The sequence below is a fragment of the Streptomyces sp. NPDC005866 genome, assembly GCF_040629895.1.
Classification (GTDB): domain Bacteria; phylum Actinomycetota; class Actinomycetes; order Streptomycetales; family Streptomycetaceae; genus Streptomyces.
The window spans coordinates 184,642-201,004 of record NZ_JBEXWP010000009.1; the positions used below are offsets into that span (position 1 = coordinate 184,642).

10 protein-coding genes and 1 pseudogene are annotated in these 16,363 nt (G+C 72.2%); 4 read left to right on the plus strand and 7 right to left on the minus strand.

Annotated features, from left to right (window positions below; all coding sequences use genetic code 11):
* Window positions 1-24: 24 nt before the first annotated feature.
* The 4 genes from ABZ396_RS16100 to ABZ396_RS16115 are packed head-to-tail and all read left to right on the plus strand — an operon-like array spanning window position 25 to window position 8,484.
* A complete protein-coding gene (locus tag ABZ396_RS16100) occupies window positions 25-1,635 on the plus strand; it encodes a TIGR02677 family protein (RefSeq protein ID WP_358926832.1) in 1,611 nt (536 codons plus the stop codon).
* The gene (locus tag ABZ396_RS16105; RefSeq protein ID WP_358926833.1) at window positions 1,632-2,888 is read left to right on the plus strand and encodes a TIGR02678 family protein; all 1,257 of its coding nucleotides are present in this window, start codon (window positions 1,632-1,634) and stop codon (window positions 2,886-2,888) included. The genes ABZ396_RS16100 and ABZ396_RS16105 overlap by 4 nt, the downstream gene beginning before the upstream one ends.
* 8 nt (window positions 2,889-2,896) lie before the next feature.
* Window positions 2,897-7,135: a TIGR02680 family protein gene (locus ABZ396_RS16110; RefSeq protein WP_358926834.1), complete on the plus strand. Its 4,239-nt coding sequence runs from the start codon at window positions 2,897-2,899 to the stop codon at window positions 7,133-7,135.
* Window positions 7,126-8,484: a TIGR02679 family protein gene (locus ABZ396_RS16115; RefSeq protein ID WP_359184801.1), complete on the plus strand. Its 1,359-nt coding sequence runs from the start codon at window positions 7,126-7,128 to the stop codon at window positions 8,482-8,484. The genes ABZ396_RS16110 and ABZ396_RS16115 overlap by 10 nt, the downstream gene beginning before the upstream one ends.
* A 626-nt stretch (window positions 8,485-9,110) precedes the next feature.
* Here the strand turns inward: ABZ396_RS16115 and ABZ396_RS16120 are convergent.
* From ABZ396_RS16120 to ABZ396_RS16150, 7 genes and pseudogenes are all read right to left on the minus strand, one after another.
* A pseudogene (locus tag ABZ396_RS16120) lies at window positions 9,111-9,281 on the minus strand (ISKra4 family transposase); the annotation flags it as partial.
* Window positions 9,282-9,575: 294 nt separating this feature from the next.
* Window positions 9,576-11,216 carry an amidase family protein gene (locus ABZ396_RS16125; RefSeq protein WP_358924252.1) on the minus strand — a complete coding sequence of 547 codons (1,641 nt, stop codon included), beginning with the start codon at window positions 11,214-11,216 and terminating at the stop codon, window positions 9,576-9,578.
* A 193-nt stretch (window positions 11,217-11,409) separates the two neighbouring features.
* A complete protein-coding gene (locus tag ABZ396_RS16130) occupies window positions 11,410-12,792 on the minus strand; it encodes an acetamidase/formamidase family protein (RefSeq protein ID WP_358924254.1) in 1,383 nt (460 codons plus the stop codon).
* A 235-nt stretch (window positions 12,793-13,027) separates the two neighbouring features.
* A complete protein-coding gene (locus ABZ396_RS16135) occupies window positions 13,028-13,765 on the minus strand; it encodes a FadR/GntR family transcriptional regulator (protein ID WP_358924256.1) in 738 nt (245 codons plus the stop codon).
* Window positions 13,766-13,869: 104 nt separating this feature from the next.
* Window positions 13,870-14,985: an acetamidase/formamidase family protein gene (locus ABZ396_RS16140; RefSeq protein ID WP_358924258.1), complete on the minus strand. Its 1,116-nt coding sequence runs from the start codon at window positions 14,983-14,985 to the stop codon at window positions 13,870-13,872.
* Window positions 14,982-15,413, minus strand: a complete 432-nt coding sequence (locus ABZ396_RS16145; RefSeq protein WP_358924260.1) for a Rid family hydrolase — start codon at window positions 15,411-15,413, stop codon at window positions 14,982-14,984. The genes ABZ396_RS16140 and ABZ396_RS16145 overlap by 4 nt, the downstream gene beginning before the upstream one ends.
* Window positions 15,410-16,213 (minus strand): amino acid ABC transporter ATP-binding protein, encoded by an 804-nt coding sequence (locus tag ABZ396_RS16150; protein ID WP_358924328.1) that lies wholly within the window; start codon window positions 16,211-16,213, stop codon window positions 15,410-15,412. Before ABZ396_RS16150 ends, ABZ396_RS16145 begins: the two co-directional genes overlap by 4 nt.
* Between the last annotated feature and the right edge of the window lie 150 nt (window positions 16,214-16,363).

Sequence of the window (16,363 nt, forward strand, 5' to 3'; positions counted from 1 at the left end):
GCCGCGGTGGAAGAATGTGGCGAGATGACCTCCAGCGACTACAGCCCGTTCGCCCACCTCACCGCCCCAAACGCCCCCCTCTACCGCAAGGTCGTGCGGGCGTTCCTCGCCGCCAAGGAGCGGTTCGCGGTGCATCTGCGGCCGGAGGACGTGTACGCGGCGCTGGACGCGGAGAGCCGACCCGGCGACCTCGAAGCGGTGACGCAGGCGCTGGACAAGCTCGTCGAGTGGGGGAACCTGCGGGCCGATCCCGACCACGCGCGGGTGACGGCGGTCGAGGACTTCTACCGCAGGCGGTTCATTTATCAGCTCACCCGGGCCGGTGAGGCGGCCGAGGCGGCGCTGGGGACGTACGACGAGGTGCTGGGGCGGCGCGGTGAACTCCAGGCGGTCGCGCTGCACGACATCGTCACGCAGCTGCGGGCGCTGCTGGTGATCACCGCCGAGGACGAGCCCGATCCGGCCAAGGCGTACGTCGCCCTGTCCGTGCTGACGGCGCGCTTCACCGACCTCGCCGACAACGCCCGTGCCTTCATGGGCTCGCTACAGCGCACCATCGACCTGCACGACATCGACGTCGAGGCGTTCCTCGCCTACAAGGACCGGCTGATCCAGTACCTGGAGCGCTTCATCCAGGACCTCATCACCCTCGGCGGGCGCATCGCCCTGCTGATCGGGGAGCTGGAGGAGCAGGAGCGGGTCGGTCCGCTGCTGCGGCTCGCCGCCGCCCGCGAGGCCGCCGACGCCGCTCCCGAGGACGCCGAGCGGGCGGAGGCGGTGGCGTACGAGCGGTGGGCCGCGCGGTGGTCCGGGCTCGCCGAGTGGTTCGTGTCGGGGGAGGGACGGGAGTCGCAGGCCAGGCTGCTGCGCGGGCGGGCGCTCGGTTCGATCCCGCAACTCCTGGCCGTCGTACGGCAGCTCAACGAGCGGCGGACCGGACGCTCGGACCGCTCGGCCGACTTCCGCACCCTGGCGCGTTGGTTCGCCCAGGCGCCGGACGACGAAGCACGGCACCGGCTGTGGCGGGTGGCGTTCGGGCTGCACTCCTCTCGGCACCTCACCGTCGACGCCGACACCCTCACCGAACGGACGGCCTCCCCGGAGCCGGCCTCCACCCCGTGGAGCGAGGCGCGACCGCTCAAGATCAGCCCCCAGCTGCGCCGCACCGGCAGTTACGAACGGCGCGGCAGGCCGCGCCGGGTGACCGACCGGGGCGAGGCGAAGCGCCGCCTCGCCGAGATCGCCGCCCGGCAGACGGAGGAGACCAGGCGGGCCCGGGACCGTCTCGTCACGGGTGGGCCCGTGCGGCTGTCCCGACTCGGTGAACTCGACCCGCTCGCGTTCCAGTTGTTCCTGCGGCTGCTGGGCGACGCGCTGGCCACCTGGCGGCCGGGCACGACCACCACCACGGCCACCAGCGGGGACGGTGCGATGGAGATCCGGCTGACCGCCCTCGACGACGGATCGACAGCCGAAGTGCGCACCCCTGACGGCGTGTTCAGCGGTCCCGACCACCTGATCGACATCGTCGACCTCACGGTGGGGCGCGGCGACCCCGCCGCACCGGCGTCGGCACCCGTCCCCATTCCCGTTCCCCGACGGGTCACCGCTCCCCAGCTCACGGAGGACCGATGAGCGGCCCCCTCGCCGAGGTCCTCGACGGCCAGCGGCAGGCCGACCTCCGGAAGGCCGCACGCGCCCTGCTGAAGGAGCCGCTGCTCACCGTCGACGGACCGTACGCCGACGAGTTCCGGCTGGTGCGCCGGCACGCCGCCGAGCTGCGGGAGTGGTTCGAACGCAACGTCGGCTGGACGCTGCGCACGGACGCCGACGCCGCACGGCTGCGCAAGACGCCGGGCACCCTCACCGACGCCACGCACCCGGCGCGCGAGGCCGCCCGCAGCGCCCTGCCCTTCACCCGTCGCCGCTACGTCCTGCTCTGCCTGGCCCTGGCCGCGCTGGAGCGGGGCGAGTCGCAGGTGGCCCTCGGACGCCTCGCCGAGCAGGTCGTCCTGGCCGCCGCCGATCCCGAACTCGTCGCCGCAGGGATCACCTTCACTCTGGAGCGGCGCGACGAGCGCCTCGACCTCGCGGCCGTCGTCCGCCTGCTGCTGCGGCTCGGGGTGCTGCGGCGGGTGGCCGGCGACGAGGACGCCTACGTCAGCGGATCGGGTGACGTGCTGTACGACGTGCGGCGGCGCGTGCTGGCCGGGATGCCGGCGTCCCTGCGGGGTCCCTCCATGGTCGAGGCCGAGGGCTTCGAGGAGCGCCTGGTGGAGATGACGGCGTGGACCGCGCTCGACAGCGACGAGCTCAGGTTCCGGGCGGTCCGCTGGAAGCTGACCCGCATCCTCCTGGACGACCCGGTGCTGTACTACGACGACCTGACCGACGACGAACTGGCCTATCTCACCCGGCAGCGCGGCTTCATCACGGCTCGCATCAACGAAGTGACGGGACTCGTCCCGGAGGTCCGGGCCGAGGGCATCGCCATGGTCGACCCGATGGACGACCTCACGGACGCGCGCATGCCGGAACAGGGCACCCACGGTCACATCACGCTGCTGCTGGCCGGGCACCTGGCACGGGCGGACGGGCCCGTGCAACCGGCGGAACTGGCGGCCCGCGTACGGGAACTGGCCGTCGAGCACGGCGGATTCTGGTCCAAGTCGGCGAGGGAGCCGGGAGCGGAGCCCGAACTCGTCGAGCAGGCGCTGACCAAGCTGGTGGCGCTGGGCCTGGCCGAGCGCACCGAACGGGGCGTCGTACCGCGGCCCGCCCTCGCGCGGTACGCGGTCGGCGAGCCCGTCGTCAGGGAGCCCGGACGGGTCCGCAGGCCCCCCGCCACGACCGTGCAGCCCGTGCAGCCCGTGCAGGACGAAAGGTGAACCACCCCGTGACCGCGCTCCCCGGCTCCGAGTTGCCCGGCCTCGCGCTGCCAGCTCCCGCACCCGGCCGCTGGCGGCCCTTGCGCATCGGACTCGTCGATCTCTTCCACTACGACGTCGAGGAGTTCTGGTTCCGCGACGGTCGGCTACTGCTGCGCGGAAACAACGGCACCGGCAAGTCGAAGGTGCTCGCCCTCACCCTGCCGTTCCTCCTGGACGGCGACCTCTCCGCCCGCCGCGTCGAACCCGACGGCGACCCGGGCAAGCGCATGGAGTGGAACCTGCTCCTGGGCGGCGCGCATCCGCATCCCGAACGGCTCGGTTACACCTGGATCGAGTTCGGACGACTCGACGGCACCACGGGCGAGGCTCACTTCCGTACGCTGCTGTGCGGACTGAAGGCGGTCGCCGGACGAGGCATCGCCCGCCACTGGTTCGCGGTCACCGACCAGCGGATCGGCGCCGGCCTCGACCTGCTGGACGCGACCGGGACGGCACTGTCGCGCGACCGGCTCGCCGAGGCCGTCGGTGGCCACGGCATGGTGTACGACACGGCGAAGGCCTACCGCAGGGCGGTCGACGAAGCCCTGTTCGGGCTCGGAGAGCGACGCTACGGCGCCCTCGTCGACCTCCTGATCCAGCTGCGCCAGCCCCAGCTGTCCAAGCGCCCCAGCGAGGCCGCCCTGTCCCGGGCACTGACCGAGGCGCTGCCGCCGATGGACCAGGCAGTCGTCGCCGACGCTGCGGAGGCCTTCCGGTCGCTGGACGAGGAGAAGGAGGAACTGCGGGCTGCCCGCGAGGCCGAACAGGCGTCCTCGGCGTTCCTCGACCACTACCGCCGCTACGCCCGCCTCGCCTCCAGGCGACGCGCCCGCCTGCCCCGCCGCGAACACGCCCGGTACGAGAACCTGCAACGGGAACTCGCCAGGGCACAGGCGGACCGAGACCGGGCCTTGGCGGAACGCGAGGAGGCCGCGGCGAGGGGCGCCGCCCTCGACGAGCGGGCCGCGCGGCTGGCCGCCCAGGAAGCCGCGCTGCGGTCCCGTCCTGAGATGCGCGACGCCCGTGCGCTCGATCGGGCGGCGGACGACGCCTCACGCACGGCCACGGAGCTGAAGCGGGCCGAGACGGACCGGCGTACGGCGGCCGAGGCGCACACCCGGGCCCTGGGCCGGCTCGCCACCGCGGACAACCGGCTCACGGCAGCCCGGGAGGCGCTGGACGGCATCCGGGACCGGGTGGCCGAGAGCGCTGCGGCCGCCCGGCTCGACCTCCCCAGGACGGAGGGAGCCCCCGACGCGGTCCTGCGCCGGCAGGCGGACGAGGCGACCGCGAGCAGGCGGCGCGCCGTCGAGCACGTGGTGGAGCTCGTCACGCGGGCCGAGCAGGCCGAGGAGCGGCTCCGGGCCGCTCGGCTGCGCGTCGACGAGGCCGACGAGGAGGTCGTGCACGGGGAGGAGCGGCTGGCCGAGGCGGAGGAGGTCGTCGCCCTGGCAGGGCGGGCGCTGGTCACAGCCGTGCGTGAGCGTCTTTCCGGGTTCGTCGAGCTGCGGGTGCCCGGGCTGCCCGCGGTCCTGGACGCCGTACAGGACTGGGCGAGCTCACTGGACGGGCCGCTGCCGGCCCGTACGGCGGCGAGCGAGGCGCATCGCGCCGCCGCTTCCCGCCTGGCCGACCGGGCGGCTGCACTGGCCCACCGCGCGGCGGCGACGGCGGAGCGGCAGCGGCTGGCGGTGGAGGAACTGACTGCCCTCGAAACGGGTGGGGAGCGCGGCCCCGCGGCTCCCCCGACGCGCACACCCGGTGTGCGGGACCGGGGCCCCGGTGCTCCGCTGTGGCGGCTGGTCGACTTCCGTCCGCACCTCACCGAGGCCGACCGCGCGGGGTTGGAAGCCGCGCTGGAGGCGTCCGGACTCCTCGACGCCTGGGTGCGGCCGGACGGCTCCGCGGTCGCGGCGGACGGCCACGACGTGCTGCTCGACCCGGTCGGGCTGCACGGCGGAACCGGCCTCGGCCGCGCGCTGTGCCCGGCGGTCGACCCCGCGGACGCGGGGGCCGCGGCCGTGGGGGAGGAGACGGTCGGGCGCCTGCTCGCCTCGATCGGGCTGGCCGCGGGCGACGGCGACGGGCCCGGCGAGGCCTCGTGGGAGGCCGGTGGCCACGACACCTGGGTCTGCGCGGACGGGCGCTTCCGCGTCGGGGCGCTCACCGGAAGCTGGGCCAAGGACAGCGCCCAGTACGTGGGGGAAGGAGCGCGGGAGCAGGCGCGTCGTGTCCGGGTCGGAGAACTGCGCGCCGAGGTCGACGGCTTGGCGGCGGAGCGGGAACGACTGGCCGAGGAGTCCCGCGCCGTGGCCGGGCGCCGTGCCGTGCTGGACGCCGAACTCGCCGCACTGCCCGGCGACGACGACCTGCGGCACGCCCACGCACGCGTCACCGCCGCGACCGAAGCGGTCCGTCGCGCCCGCGCCCGGCGGGACGAACGGGCCGCGGAACTGGCTCCGGCGGCGCAACGGGCCGACCGCGCGGCGGCCGAACTCGACGACACCGCGGCTGCCCTGAACCTCCCCACCGACCACACGGCACTGGGTGCCGTTCGCCAGGCGCTCGCCGACCACACCGCCCTCCTGGCGGCCCTGTGGCCCGCACTGCGCGAACGCGCCGATGCCGAACGCGCGGTGACCGGCGAACAGGAGGAGACCCACCGGGCCGGGCTCCTCGTGTCCGAACTCGCCGAGCGCGCCACGGAGGCGGCTTGGGCGGCCGCGGCGGCGGACGAACATCTCACGACGCTCCGCTCCACTGTCGGAGCGGCCGTCGCCGAGCTGCAGAGGCAACTGGAGGAGACGGCCGAGGCGGCTCGGGTCTGCGAGCACGAGCAGCGGCAGGCCCGGGCGGAGTACGGTGACGCCGACCGGCGGGCCAGCCGCGCCGAGGGACGCATCGAGCGGCTCGCCGAGGACGTCACCGAGGCGACCGCCGCGCGTGAGGAAGCCGTCGCGGCGCTCCGGCGGTTCGCCGCGACGGGGCTGCTCGCTGTCGCGCTGCCCGACATCGATGTACCGGACGACGGCGGAGGGACGTGGGCGGCGACCCCCGCCATCGCCCTCGCGCGGGCGGTGGAGTCACGGCTCTCCTCGGTCGACGACACCGACGCGGCCTGGGAACGCGTGCAGAAGCGGCTGAGCGAGGAGTTCGGCAGGCTCCAGGACGCGCTGTCGCGGCACGGTCACACCGCCACCGCCCGCCCGAGCGAGGACGGCATGCGGGTCGACATCGTCTACCAGGGCCGGGAACGGGCCGTACCCGAACTCGCCGAGGCACTGGCGGCGGAGGTCGCGGAACTGACCCGCATCCTGTCCGCACGCGAGCGCGAGATCCTCCAGACCCATCTGATCACCGAGGTCGCCGGGACGCTCCAGGAACTGATCGGGGCGGCCGAACGGCAGGTGGCCGCCATGAACAGGGAACTGGAGGAGCGCCCGACCTCAACGGGCATGAAGCTGCGGCTGGTGTGGCGAGCGTCCCGCCGAGCCCCGCAGGGACTGGCCCAGGCCCGCGAACGGCTGCGTCAGTCCGCTGACGCGTGGTCGCCCGAGGACCGGGCCGCGGTCGGCACGTTCCTCCAGGAGCAGATCGCCCGCCGGCAGGCCGACGACAGCGCCGGCAGCTGGCTGGAGGACCTCACCGCCGCCCTCGACTACCGGTCCTGGCACGAGTTCGGCGTCGAACGCCACCAGCACGGCAAGTGGGTGCCGGCCACCGGACCCGCCTCGGGCGGGGAGCGGGTACTGGCCGCCTCCGTGCCCCTGTTCGCCGCCGCATCGTCGCACTACGCGAGCGCGGGCGGCGCGCACGCCCCGCGCCTTGTCACCCTGGACGAGGCGTTCGCCGGCGTCGACGACGACTCGCGCGCCAAGTGCCTCGGTCTGCTGCGCGCCTTCGACCTCGACGTCGTCATGACCAGCGAACGCGAATGGGCCTGCTACCCCCAGGTACCGGGCATCGCCATCGCCCAGCTCTCCCGCGTCGACGACATCGACGCCGTACTGGTGACGCGGTGGGAATGGGACGGCAGCGAACGGCAGCGCGGCACGGAGCCCGGTGCCCGGGCGGACGCGCTCGCGGCGGCTGCCAGCGCCGGCGGCTCCGGCGAGGGGGCCGACGGGCCGGTGCGTCCTTCCCGTGAGCCAGGGCAGCCCGCCGTCGTCGACAGCGTCGGCGGACAGGGGGCCCTGTGGACGTAACCCATTCTGCGATCCCGCCCGACCGCGACGGCGGCCGGGCGGCGGCCGGACGCGCGACACCGCCGGACGCCACCGCGGACGCGGCGCCGACCGGGCCGCCGCCGGCAGAAGCCCGGACCGACATCGACACCGAGCGCCTGGGACGTCTGCTCGGCGATCCCGGCCTTGCCTGGTTCGTGGACCGCGTGCGGCATCGCATGGTCCGCGGCCGGCCGCTCACCGGCTCCGTCACCTTGTCCGACCCCGAGGAGTCCCAACGGCGCGCCGCCGATCGCCTGTTGGGACGGGCACCACGATCCAGTGGCTCCCTCAGCATTCGCCTCGCCACCGTGGATGAGATCCTGCGGCGCTCCGGTGTCAGCCCCGACGGACTTGCGGTGGCCGTCGTCGCCCTCACCGGCCCGGTCGTACTCCACGCCGAGACACGGACCAGGGAGGAACGGGCATGGGAGGAGGCGTACGCCCCGCTCGGCATCCTCGACGCGGAGCTGGCCCGCTGGGCCGAGCGAATCCGCGGGGACGGTCTCGTACGGCGCCTCGCTCGGACACCGGAGACCGCGGGCCCCCTGGTGGAGGCTGCCGTGCGCGCGTTGCGTGCGCTGCCCGCGTCACCCCCGACTTCGCGGGCGACGTTCGCTGCACGCAACCTCTCGGGCGCCCATGCCCTGGACGAGGGGACGCCGCTCGCCACTCTCGTCCTGTCCGGCATCCGTTGCCTCACCGGCTTCCCTGACGGCTCCGGTGCGCAGTGGCGGCGGGAGGCGTGGGCCTCGGCGGGCTTGCTCAAGGACGACCTGTCATCGACCGTCCTCACTCTCAACCTGCGCGGTACTCCAGCCCTCGACTGGATGGCCGACGCCGGGGAGCCGGCCGTCCTGACGCTCCGCTCCCTCACCCGTCTCGCACCGGTCGCCTCCGTTGCGGCGGTGGGAACCGTGCACATCTGCGAGAACCCGGCCGTGCTGTCCGCCGCCGCCGACACCCTCGGCCCGGCGTGCCCGCCGATGGTATGCCTCCAGGGGCAGCCGTCGGCCGCCGCGCTCACCTTGCTGCGCGACCTGTCCATGCGGGGAGCCCGCCTCCTCTACCACGGCGATTTCGACTGGGGCGGTGTGCGCATCGCCGCGGCTCTGGCGCGAAGCGTCCCTTGGCGGCCGTGGCGCTATACGGCCGCCGATTACCGGGCGGCGGTGACCGAAGTGGCCGAAGCCCCGGACCTGACGGGACCGCCCGCCGCAACTCCCTGGGACCCTGCCCTGGCCGTCGCTCTCGCCGAGAGCGGTGTCCGGGTCGAGGAGGAAACGGTGCTGGCCGACTTGCTCACGGACCTTGGATCGGGGCCCCGCTGAGCCGCATCCCGAGAGCGCGGTGGGCGCAGATCCGACAAGGACCAAGCATTGGCGAGCACAGCTCTGTCGTCCTGGGAGTCATGACGCTCGTTCGACGCTTCAGGACCCAGCAGCCCACTCGAAGGAGCGATGAACGCCCTCTGAGCTGGTACTTTTTCAAGCCCTTTTCATGGACATGTTCTCGATGACGCATCATGTGGAGTGCGTGGCGATTCTGGAGCCGGTCGCGAAGGGCTCCTGACCTGCGGCCTTGCGCGTACGCGTGATGTGAGGTGCGGGCGTTACGGGCGATGTTTTGACGCTGAAATGGCGCTCAATGGCGGTGAGCGGATGAGGAGCGCACTGCATCGACCTCGTGAGGGCGGTTGGGCAAACGTCTTGACGCTCGTTCGACGCTTTTGTGCCGGGGGGCGGGCTGAAATCACGCGGAGGGCGTGCCAGCCCTCGTCGACGCACCCAACGACTTGGCCTCGCCACCGACCGGTCTGCCCGCCGGCACGGAGCCACTACGTCACTTCCCGTCGGGCCAGTGCCCTCGGACTTCTGACCGGACGGCGTCGATGAACTCGGCAGGTGGTCCGTGGAGGTGGTCGAGGATGGGTGTGGTTCGACCTGAGGGACCGTGATCACGCCGCGAGTTCGAGGCCGTCGCGGTTCCGGACCGCATGCACCCGCAGGTGCTCTCGCTGCACGTGGTACTCCCAGTACGCCTCGAAGTCGCCGTTGCTGATCCCCGCGCGGAGCTTGAGGACGGCCTCGGCGCCTGCCAGGCCCCAGCGGGCGCCGGTGATGTCCATCCCCAACTGGGACTCACCCCCAACCGCCTACGTCGCACGGGGTACGGCTGGAGGCGGCCAAGGCACTGATCCTGTCAGGAGAGAGCGTCACCGCCGCCCGGCGCAGCGGACTGGGCAGCGACGACACCCTGAGGCGGGTCCTCAACAGTTCGGCTGCCAGGGGCTACTGACCGGCTTCTCCGCCCCGTGAGATTCAGTCCCCCGGGATTCAGCCCCGGCAGTGAACCTCTTCGGCGGCGAGCACGTCCGGTCTCGGCCCCTTCGCCTTCGGTTTTGCCGTCCCAAAGCTTTCGGTTACCGCGCCAGGGGCGGGGTGCTGCGCGGAGGCTTGCGGGTCTTCGCGGCCTTCTCGTAGGCATAGGCGAGTGAGAGGAGCAGCGGCTCGTCGAATTCACGCCCGAGCAGCTCCGCGCCCACCGGCACGCCGATCGGAGCTGTCGAGGTGGGGCTCGAGAAACCGCCGGGGAAGCAGACGGCCGGGAAGCCGGAGCCGTTCGACAGGGTGCCGTTGCGCTCCGGCTGCGGCACGCCGACCGGGGAGACGAGCACCTTCTGCAACGGGTAGAGGATCGCCTGGATGTCGAGCTCGGCCATCTTGGCGGACACCGCCAGCCGAAGCTTCTCGCGGTTGACGAAGTGGTCCTTGTACGTCGGGTTGTTCAGGCCGTCGACGATGGCGAGTTCCTGCTCCATCGCCGACTGCGCCTCGGGCGTCGCCGTCTTGGAGGTGACCAGTTGGTCGAAGGTGTGCACCGGGGCGTCCGGGCCGAGGGTCGCGAAGTACGCGTCCATGGCCGTGTGGGCTTCCCAGGTGGAGGTCACCACGATGCTCTGGAGGGTGTCGTACTCCGGAAGGCTGAACCGGACGATGGTCGCGCCCTGTGCCCGCATGATGGAGATGACCTCCTCCATCACGCGGTTGACCTCCTCGTGGCGCGCCTCGGTGCCGAACATGTTGGCCATCACGCCGATGCGCGCGCCCCGGAGCGCGTGCCGGTCCAGGTGGTCCGTGTAGCTGTGCGAAGGACGGCTGACGCCGTAGCCCGTGACGGGGTCGGCCGGGTCAAAACCCGCCATGACGTCGAGCATCCGGGCCGCGTCCTCCACGGTGCGGGTGATGGGGCCCAGCTCGTCCTGGGTGATGCTGGCCGGTATGACACCGCTCCGGCTGATCAGGCCCCTGGTGCAGCGCACCCCGACGAGGCTGTTGGCGGAGGCGGGGGAGCGGACCGACTGGCCCGTGTCACTGCCTGTGCCCAGGACTGCGAAGTTCGACGCGATCGCCGCCCCGGTTCCACCGCTGGAACCACCCGGGGTACGGGTGAGGTCGTAGGGGTTGAGGACCTGTCCGCCCAGTGAGCTGAGCGAGTTGCCGCCCCGCGCGAATTCCTGAAGGTTGGCCTTGGCGAGGATGATCGCGCCGGCCTTGCGCATCTTGGCGACCGTGAAGGCGTCGGTGGGCGGCACGGAGGTACGCATCGCCGTGTTGCCGCCGGTGGTCGGCATGTCGAAGGTGTCGTAGTTGTCCTTGAGGATCACCGGGATGCCGTGCAGCGCGCCGATCAGGCCCGAACGCCGGTACTGGCGGTCGAGTTCGTCGGCGATCTCGAGGGCGCGCGGATTGACGGTGATGAGCGCCTTCAAAGTCGGGCCCTGCTTGTCGTACGCGGCGATCCGGTCGAGGTACTGCTGCACCAACTGGCGACACGTCAGCCAGCCACGGCGGTAGGCGTCGTGGATGTCGGCGACGGTCGCTTCTATCAGCTCGAAGCCGCCTGTGCCGGACCGCGACCCGGACGTACCGGCTGTGGCTCTCGATGCGGCGGACCCCTGCGCGGCGGCCGGGCCCGCGGTCTCGCCGACGATGCTCAGCGCGCCGACGGCGCCCACGGCGCCGATGAAGCCACGCCTGTTCAGATTGCTGTGCTCGCTCACGCGTCCACTGGTCCTCTCTGGTACCGCCGTTGGCGGCGGCAAGGAATGTGCGAGGTGTCGAGTCCGCGGCGGCGAGCGCCGCGGACTGCGGGGCACGGGACGACCGACAAGGTTTCGGCGGTGTCCGATGCCCACGGAATGCCGGCGCGTGAGTCCCGCCGGCCTAGGAGGGGGCGATGTGCGCCCAGCACTCCTACTTGCGGTGCCGAGCGGGGAAGTGCGCCTTCTCGATGACGCCGTGTACTCCGACGGTGCGGTCCACGACCTGGGACACCTCGAAGTCGGCGGCCGCCGACAGATACGCGTACGCCACGGCCCGGTCCATGCCGAGGTCGTGCTCGAGGAAGTCCAGCGCGTTGACCACCGCGCGCCGCATGGCGATGTTCAGGTCGTTGACCTGGCCGTTCAGGCCGCCGTCGGGATCCGACAGGCCCACGGCCACCCAGGCGTCCTGGGTCTCGGCGAAGGGGTAGTGGAAGGCGACGGAGGGGGCGTCGCCGGAGCCCTGTTGGCACACGGTGAGGCGGAAGGTCGTGCGCAGGGAACCCTCCATGGCCGTGAGGGCCACTTCGCCGTTGCCCATGGCCATGTGCGGGTCGCCGGTGTAGAACAGCGCGCCCTCGGAGAAGACGGGAAGGTAGAGCGTCGAGCCCTGCTGGAGCCGGTTGATGTCGATGTTGCCGCCGCCGAGGGTCGGCGGGATCGAGTTGAGCGCCGGGGCCGTGAGGGCATCCGCGGAGGTGAAGGCGACGCCCATCATGCCCATGTGGGGCTTGAGCGGGAAGGCGACCTCACCCGAAGTGCCCAGCGGGACCACGCCGTTGAGCGCGCCGGCGCCACCGTGGCGGACCGGAGTGAAGACCGAGACATTGCCGTAGTGCAGGGGGTCACCCGTGGACCGCCCGTCCGTCGCCACCGGAGGCATGACCTCGTCGGGCGTGATCCCCGCCGGGGCGGAGCCGCCGGCCTGGCGGGCGAGCGCGCCCTTTCCATGGCGACTGGACACGACGCCATAGGGCACCCGCGGCAGCAGCGAGAGAATCTCGATCTTCAGTACGTCGCCTGGTCGCGCCCCCTCGACGTGGATCGGGCCGGTGACCACGTGCGGGCCGTCGACGTCGAAGTTGCGGGTCGTGCGGTCATAGCCCCGGGCGATGGCGACCGCGTCGTCCAGCACCTGATCGGCCGGCACACCGTGGCTCTTGAAATAGGCGGCGGGGTCGCGTCCCTGGTCCTCCAGGAGGCCCTCGTGGGAGACAGTGTCGACGGTCACCGACTCTCCGGACCGCATCCGCAGCACCGGCCGGCTGCCGACCGAGGGAACGTAGCCCCAACGGACCTGTTCCGGAAGGGACGGCACGTAGTGCTTGCCGTGGATGGGTCCCTTGCCGGGCTGGAGGATCTCCTTCGGCAGCGCGACCGTCGGTTGCGCTGCCTGCGCCGGGCCGCTCGACAAGAGTGTCGCGGCGGTGCCCGCCGTGGTCACGGCGGTGGCGGCGCGGAGGAAACTGCGGCGCCCGAGGCCGGCGATGAGCATCTCGCGGGCGTCGCCCGGGTCCATGGCGGAGGTGTTCACGGGTACTCCAGAGTTCGTGTCGTTGGATCGGGTCTGCCGTCGGGTCCGGGCCCGGCGTGGCTGGGAACACGTCACAGCGCCGTGTCGGGAAGCACGCGAACGGAACCGGTGAAAGCAGGACTTGCGGGGGAAGCGCGCTGCCCTGTGGCGGGGCGTAGCGGTTGAGAGGCGGGCCAGGCCCGGACGGGCCGTCATGCCCGGTCGGCGCTGGGGTAGGCCCGGGTGGGGCCGAAGGTCAGGCCTGGTCGGCGGAGGGTGCGCTGTCGTCGCGCGAGCGCCGGATCAGCTGGTCGACGTCGGCGAGGTGAAGGCTCATGGCACGGGCCGCCGCGGCCGGATCACGGGCCTCGATCGCGTCACGGATCGCCTGGTGGCCGGCGAGCGATGCCCGGCGCCCTTCCCGCGTGCTGTGGGAGTCCTTGCGCACCGGGCTGGTCCAAGAACTGACCATCGTGGTGAGCGCGGTGAGCAGCGGGTTGTGGCTCGCTCTGGCCAGCGTCAGGTGGAACTGGATGTCGAGTTCGAGCGACTTGGCGCCCAACAGGTTCTCGTCCGTGGCGTGCAGGATGTCGTCCATCTGCAGCAGGTCGGCGCTGGTGGCGCGCAGTGCCGCGAATTCGGCGATCTTCGGTTCGATGACCGTCCGCAGTTCGGCCACGTTCGTCAGTTCCCGGTCGGCCTCGGCCAACTGGGCCAGATTCGTGTAGAGATCGTCGACCTGGGTGGGCGGGGCCAGCACCACGGTGCCGCGGCCCGGCCGCCGCTCGATGAGGTGCTTGGCCTCCAGCTGGTGCAGGGCTTCCCGCAGGGAGGTCCGCGACACGGACAGCGACTCGGCCAGTTCGCGCTCCGACGGCAGCCTGTCGCCCGGGGTGATTTCGCCCAGCGCGATCATCTGTTCCAGATGCGCGACCAGGGCGTCGCTGACGCTGTGAGCACGGGTCCGCAGCGGCGGTACTTTCGCTACTCCCACGCCCCTTGCCTCCTCGCCGAATGTGCAGCCAGCGTACCGTGTCCGATCACCTCGGCCCTGGGCTTCAACCCACGGCCGGGTCCGGCTCCGACAGCCTTCCACGATCATGTCCACGCGCCGAAGTCGCTCTTGCGGATCAGGCAGTGGACGCCCTTGACGTCGTCCACCACCTGGCTCACGACGAAGTCCGCGGCGGCACTCAGATAGGCGTACCCGATGTCCGTCGGTACCTCGTACAGATCGGCGAGCACCCGGAGGGCCTCGCGGACCGCTTCGCGGAACGCCTCATTGAGGTCGCGGTGCAGCCCGAGCGCGATCCAGTGCTTCGGCGTCTCACCGAAGGGCCGGCGCAGCAACCCCAGCAGAGCGCGGCTTTGCGCCGCGGGAAGCACCGTCGCGCGCAGGTTCGCGCGCAGCGGGGCCTCCAGCGCGGTCAGCGCCACTTCGCCGTGCCCCTGGGCATAGTGCGGGTCTCCGACGTAGAGCCCAGCCTCGTCCACCTGCACTGGCAGATAAAGGCTGGTGCCGGCGACGAGGTCCTTGACGTCCATGTTCCCGCCGAAGGGGCCGGGCGGCACCGAGTTGAGCGGGGTGGCACCGGTGTTCGTCACCCCGACGAGCCCGAGGAACGGTGCGAGGGGGAAGCGCAGTTCCCGGCCTCCCGGCACCGCGATGCTGCCTGTCAGGTCCTCCGAGGCCCGGCAGAACGTGGAGACGGAGCCTGCCTTCCGCGGGTCGCCCGGGTCGGGCACGAAGTCGGGGTGCGGCAGAGGGGGGAGCTCCCCGGCCAGGGCGCCGTACCCGTGCCTGCTGGAGATGACGCCGTACGGGGCGCGCGGCACGAGTTCGAGGAAGTCGACCCGCAGTACGTCGCCGGGTCTCGCCCCGCTGACCGCGATGGGACCGGTGGTGACATGCGGTCCGTCGCCGACGGCGTCTCGGACCGGGTGACCGGCCGCGATGTCCACGGCGTCGCGCAGCACGTCCCCGGGGTCGATCCCGAATTCTCCGAAGAAGGCCACGGGATCCCTGCCCTGGTCTTCCATGATGCCCTCGTGCGACACGGTGTCCACGGTGATGGTCTCCCCGGAGCCGATCCGCGCGACCGGTGCGGCCCCCTCGGCGGGAAGCCATCCCCAGGTGACCGTGTCGCCGGTCGACGCCAGGTAGTGGCGGCCGGGGAGTGGCCCCTCGTGGGGCTGAAGGAGGGGCAGGCTCATGAGTGGTTCCTCTCCGGGATGCCGGCGATGAGGTCGATCTCGACGGTGGCCCCCACGGCGAGGCCGGTGACGCCGACGCATGTACGGCTCGGAAGGGGGCCGTCGAACCAGGTTTCGTAGGCCGTGTTGAAGGCGTCGAAGTCGGCGAAGTCGGTCAGGTAGACCCGGACCATCAGCACGTCGTCGAGCGTGAGGCCGAACTGGCGGAGTACGGCGTTCAGATTGCTGCGTACCTGCTCCGCCTGGGCGAGCAGGCCGCCCTCCACCAACCGGTCGGTGGCCGGGTCGGTGGGCATCTGGCCGGTGACGAAGAGCAGCTGCCCGAAGCGGGTCGCGTGCGCGAAGGGACCGACTTGCGGGGGCACCCCGTCCTCGGGCGAGAAGACGAAGGTCTCCTTCACCGCCGGGGTGTCGGCCGGGACTGTCATGCCACCCCTCCTATGGTCTGCGCGCCCATGACCTGCAGGAACCGCGCGGTCGCCGGATGCCTGGGACGCGTGAGGAGCTCGTCGGCGGGCCCCTCTTCGGTCACGGAGCCGTCGCTCATGAACACCACCCGGTCGGCCACCTCCTGGGCGAAGCGCAGTTGGTGGGTGGCGATGAGCATGGTCAGACCGTCCTCTCTGGCGAGTCGGCGGATCACGTCGAGTACTTCGTGGACGAGTTCCGGGTCGAGGGCCGACGTCGGCTCGTCGAGCAGCAGCACCCGGGGACTGGGCGCGAGCGCACGGGCAATGGCCACCCGCTGCTGCTGCCCTCCCGAGAGGTGCCGCGGCAGTGCTCCCGCCCGGTGGGTGAGACCGACCCTTTCGAGCAGCTCGGCCGCCCTGCGTTCCGCCTCCTCGGCCGGCAGCCGGTGCACCCACCGCAGGGGCCCCGCCACGTTCTCGAGGGCGGTGAGGTGGCCGAAGAGATTGAAGTGCTGGAAGACCATGCCCACCCCCACTTCCGCGCGGGCGTTCGCGATCTTCGCGGGGGAGAGCGGCTTGCCGTCGTTGCGGTAGCCGATGCGGCGGCCGCCGAGCAGGACCGCTCCCGAGTCCGTCTCCTCCAGGTGGTTGATGCTGCGCAGCAGGGTGCTCTTGCCGGATCCGCTGGGACCGAGCAGGGCCACGACCTCGCCGGTACGCACCGTCATGTCGAGCCCGTCGAGGACCACGTGGTCTCCGTACGACTTGTGCAGGGAGCGGACCTCGACCGCGGCCGGAGCGCCGTCGAGTGCGGCCACACGGGCTTCCCGCTCCCACGGCTCGGGCGGGGCCGATGGCTCCCATGGCTCGTCGTCGGCGACGGCGTCCTTCACCACTGCGGCCACCGGTGCGGGAGCGGCGGCGGGCCGCCGGACCGGCAGCAGCCGTTGCGCCCACGACCGGGAGGC

Coding starts and splice junctions, on each gene's coding strand:
- ABZ396_RS16100 (WP_358926832.1), top strand. CDS start 25: ATGACCTCCAGCGACTACAGCCCGTTCGCCCACCTCACCGCCCCAAAC.
- ABZ396_RS16105 (WP_358926833.1), top strand. CDS start 1,632: ATGAGCGGCCCCCTCGCCGAGGTCCTCGACGGCCAGCGGCAGGCCGAC.
- ABZ396_RS16145 (WP_358924260.1), bottom strand. CDS start 15,413: ATGACAGTCCCGGCCGACACCCCGGCGGTGAAGGAGACCTTCGTCTTC.
- ABZ396_RS16140 (WP_358924258.1), bottom strand. CDS start 14,985: ATGAGCCTGCCCCTCCTTCAGCCCCACGAGGGGCCACTCCCCGGCCGC.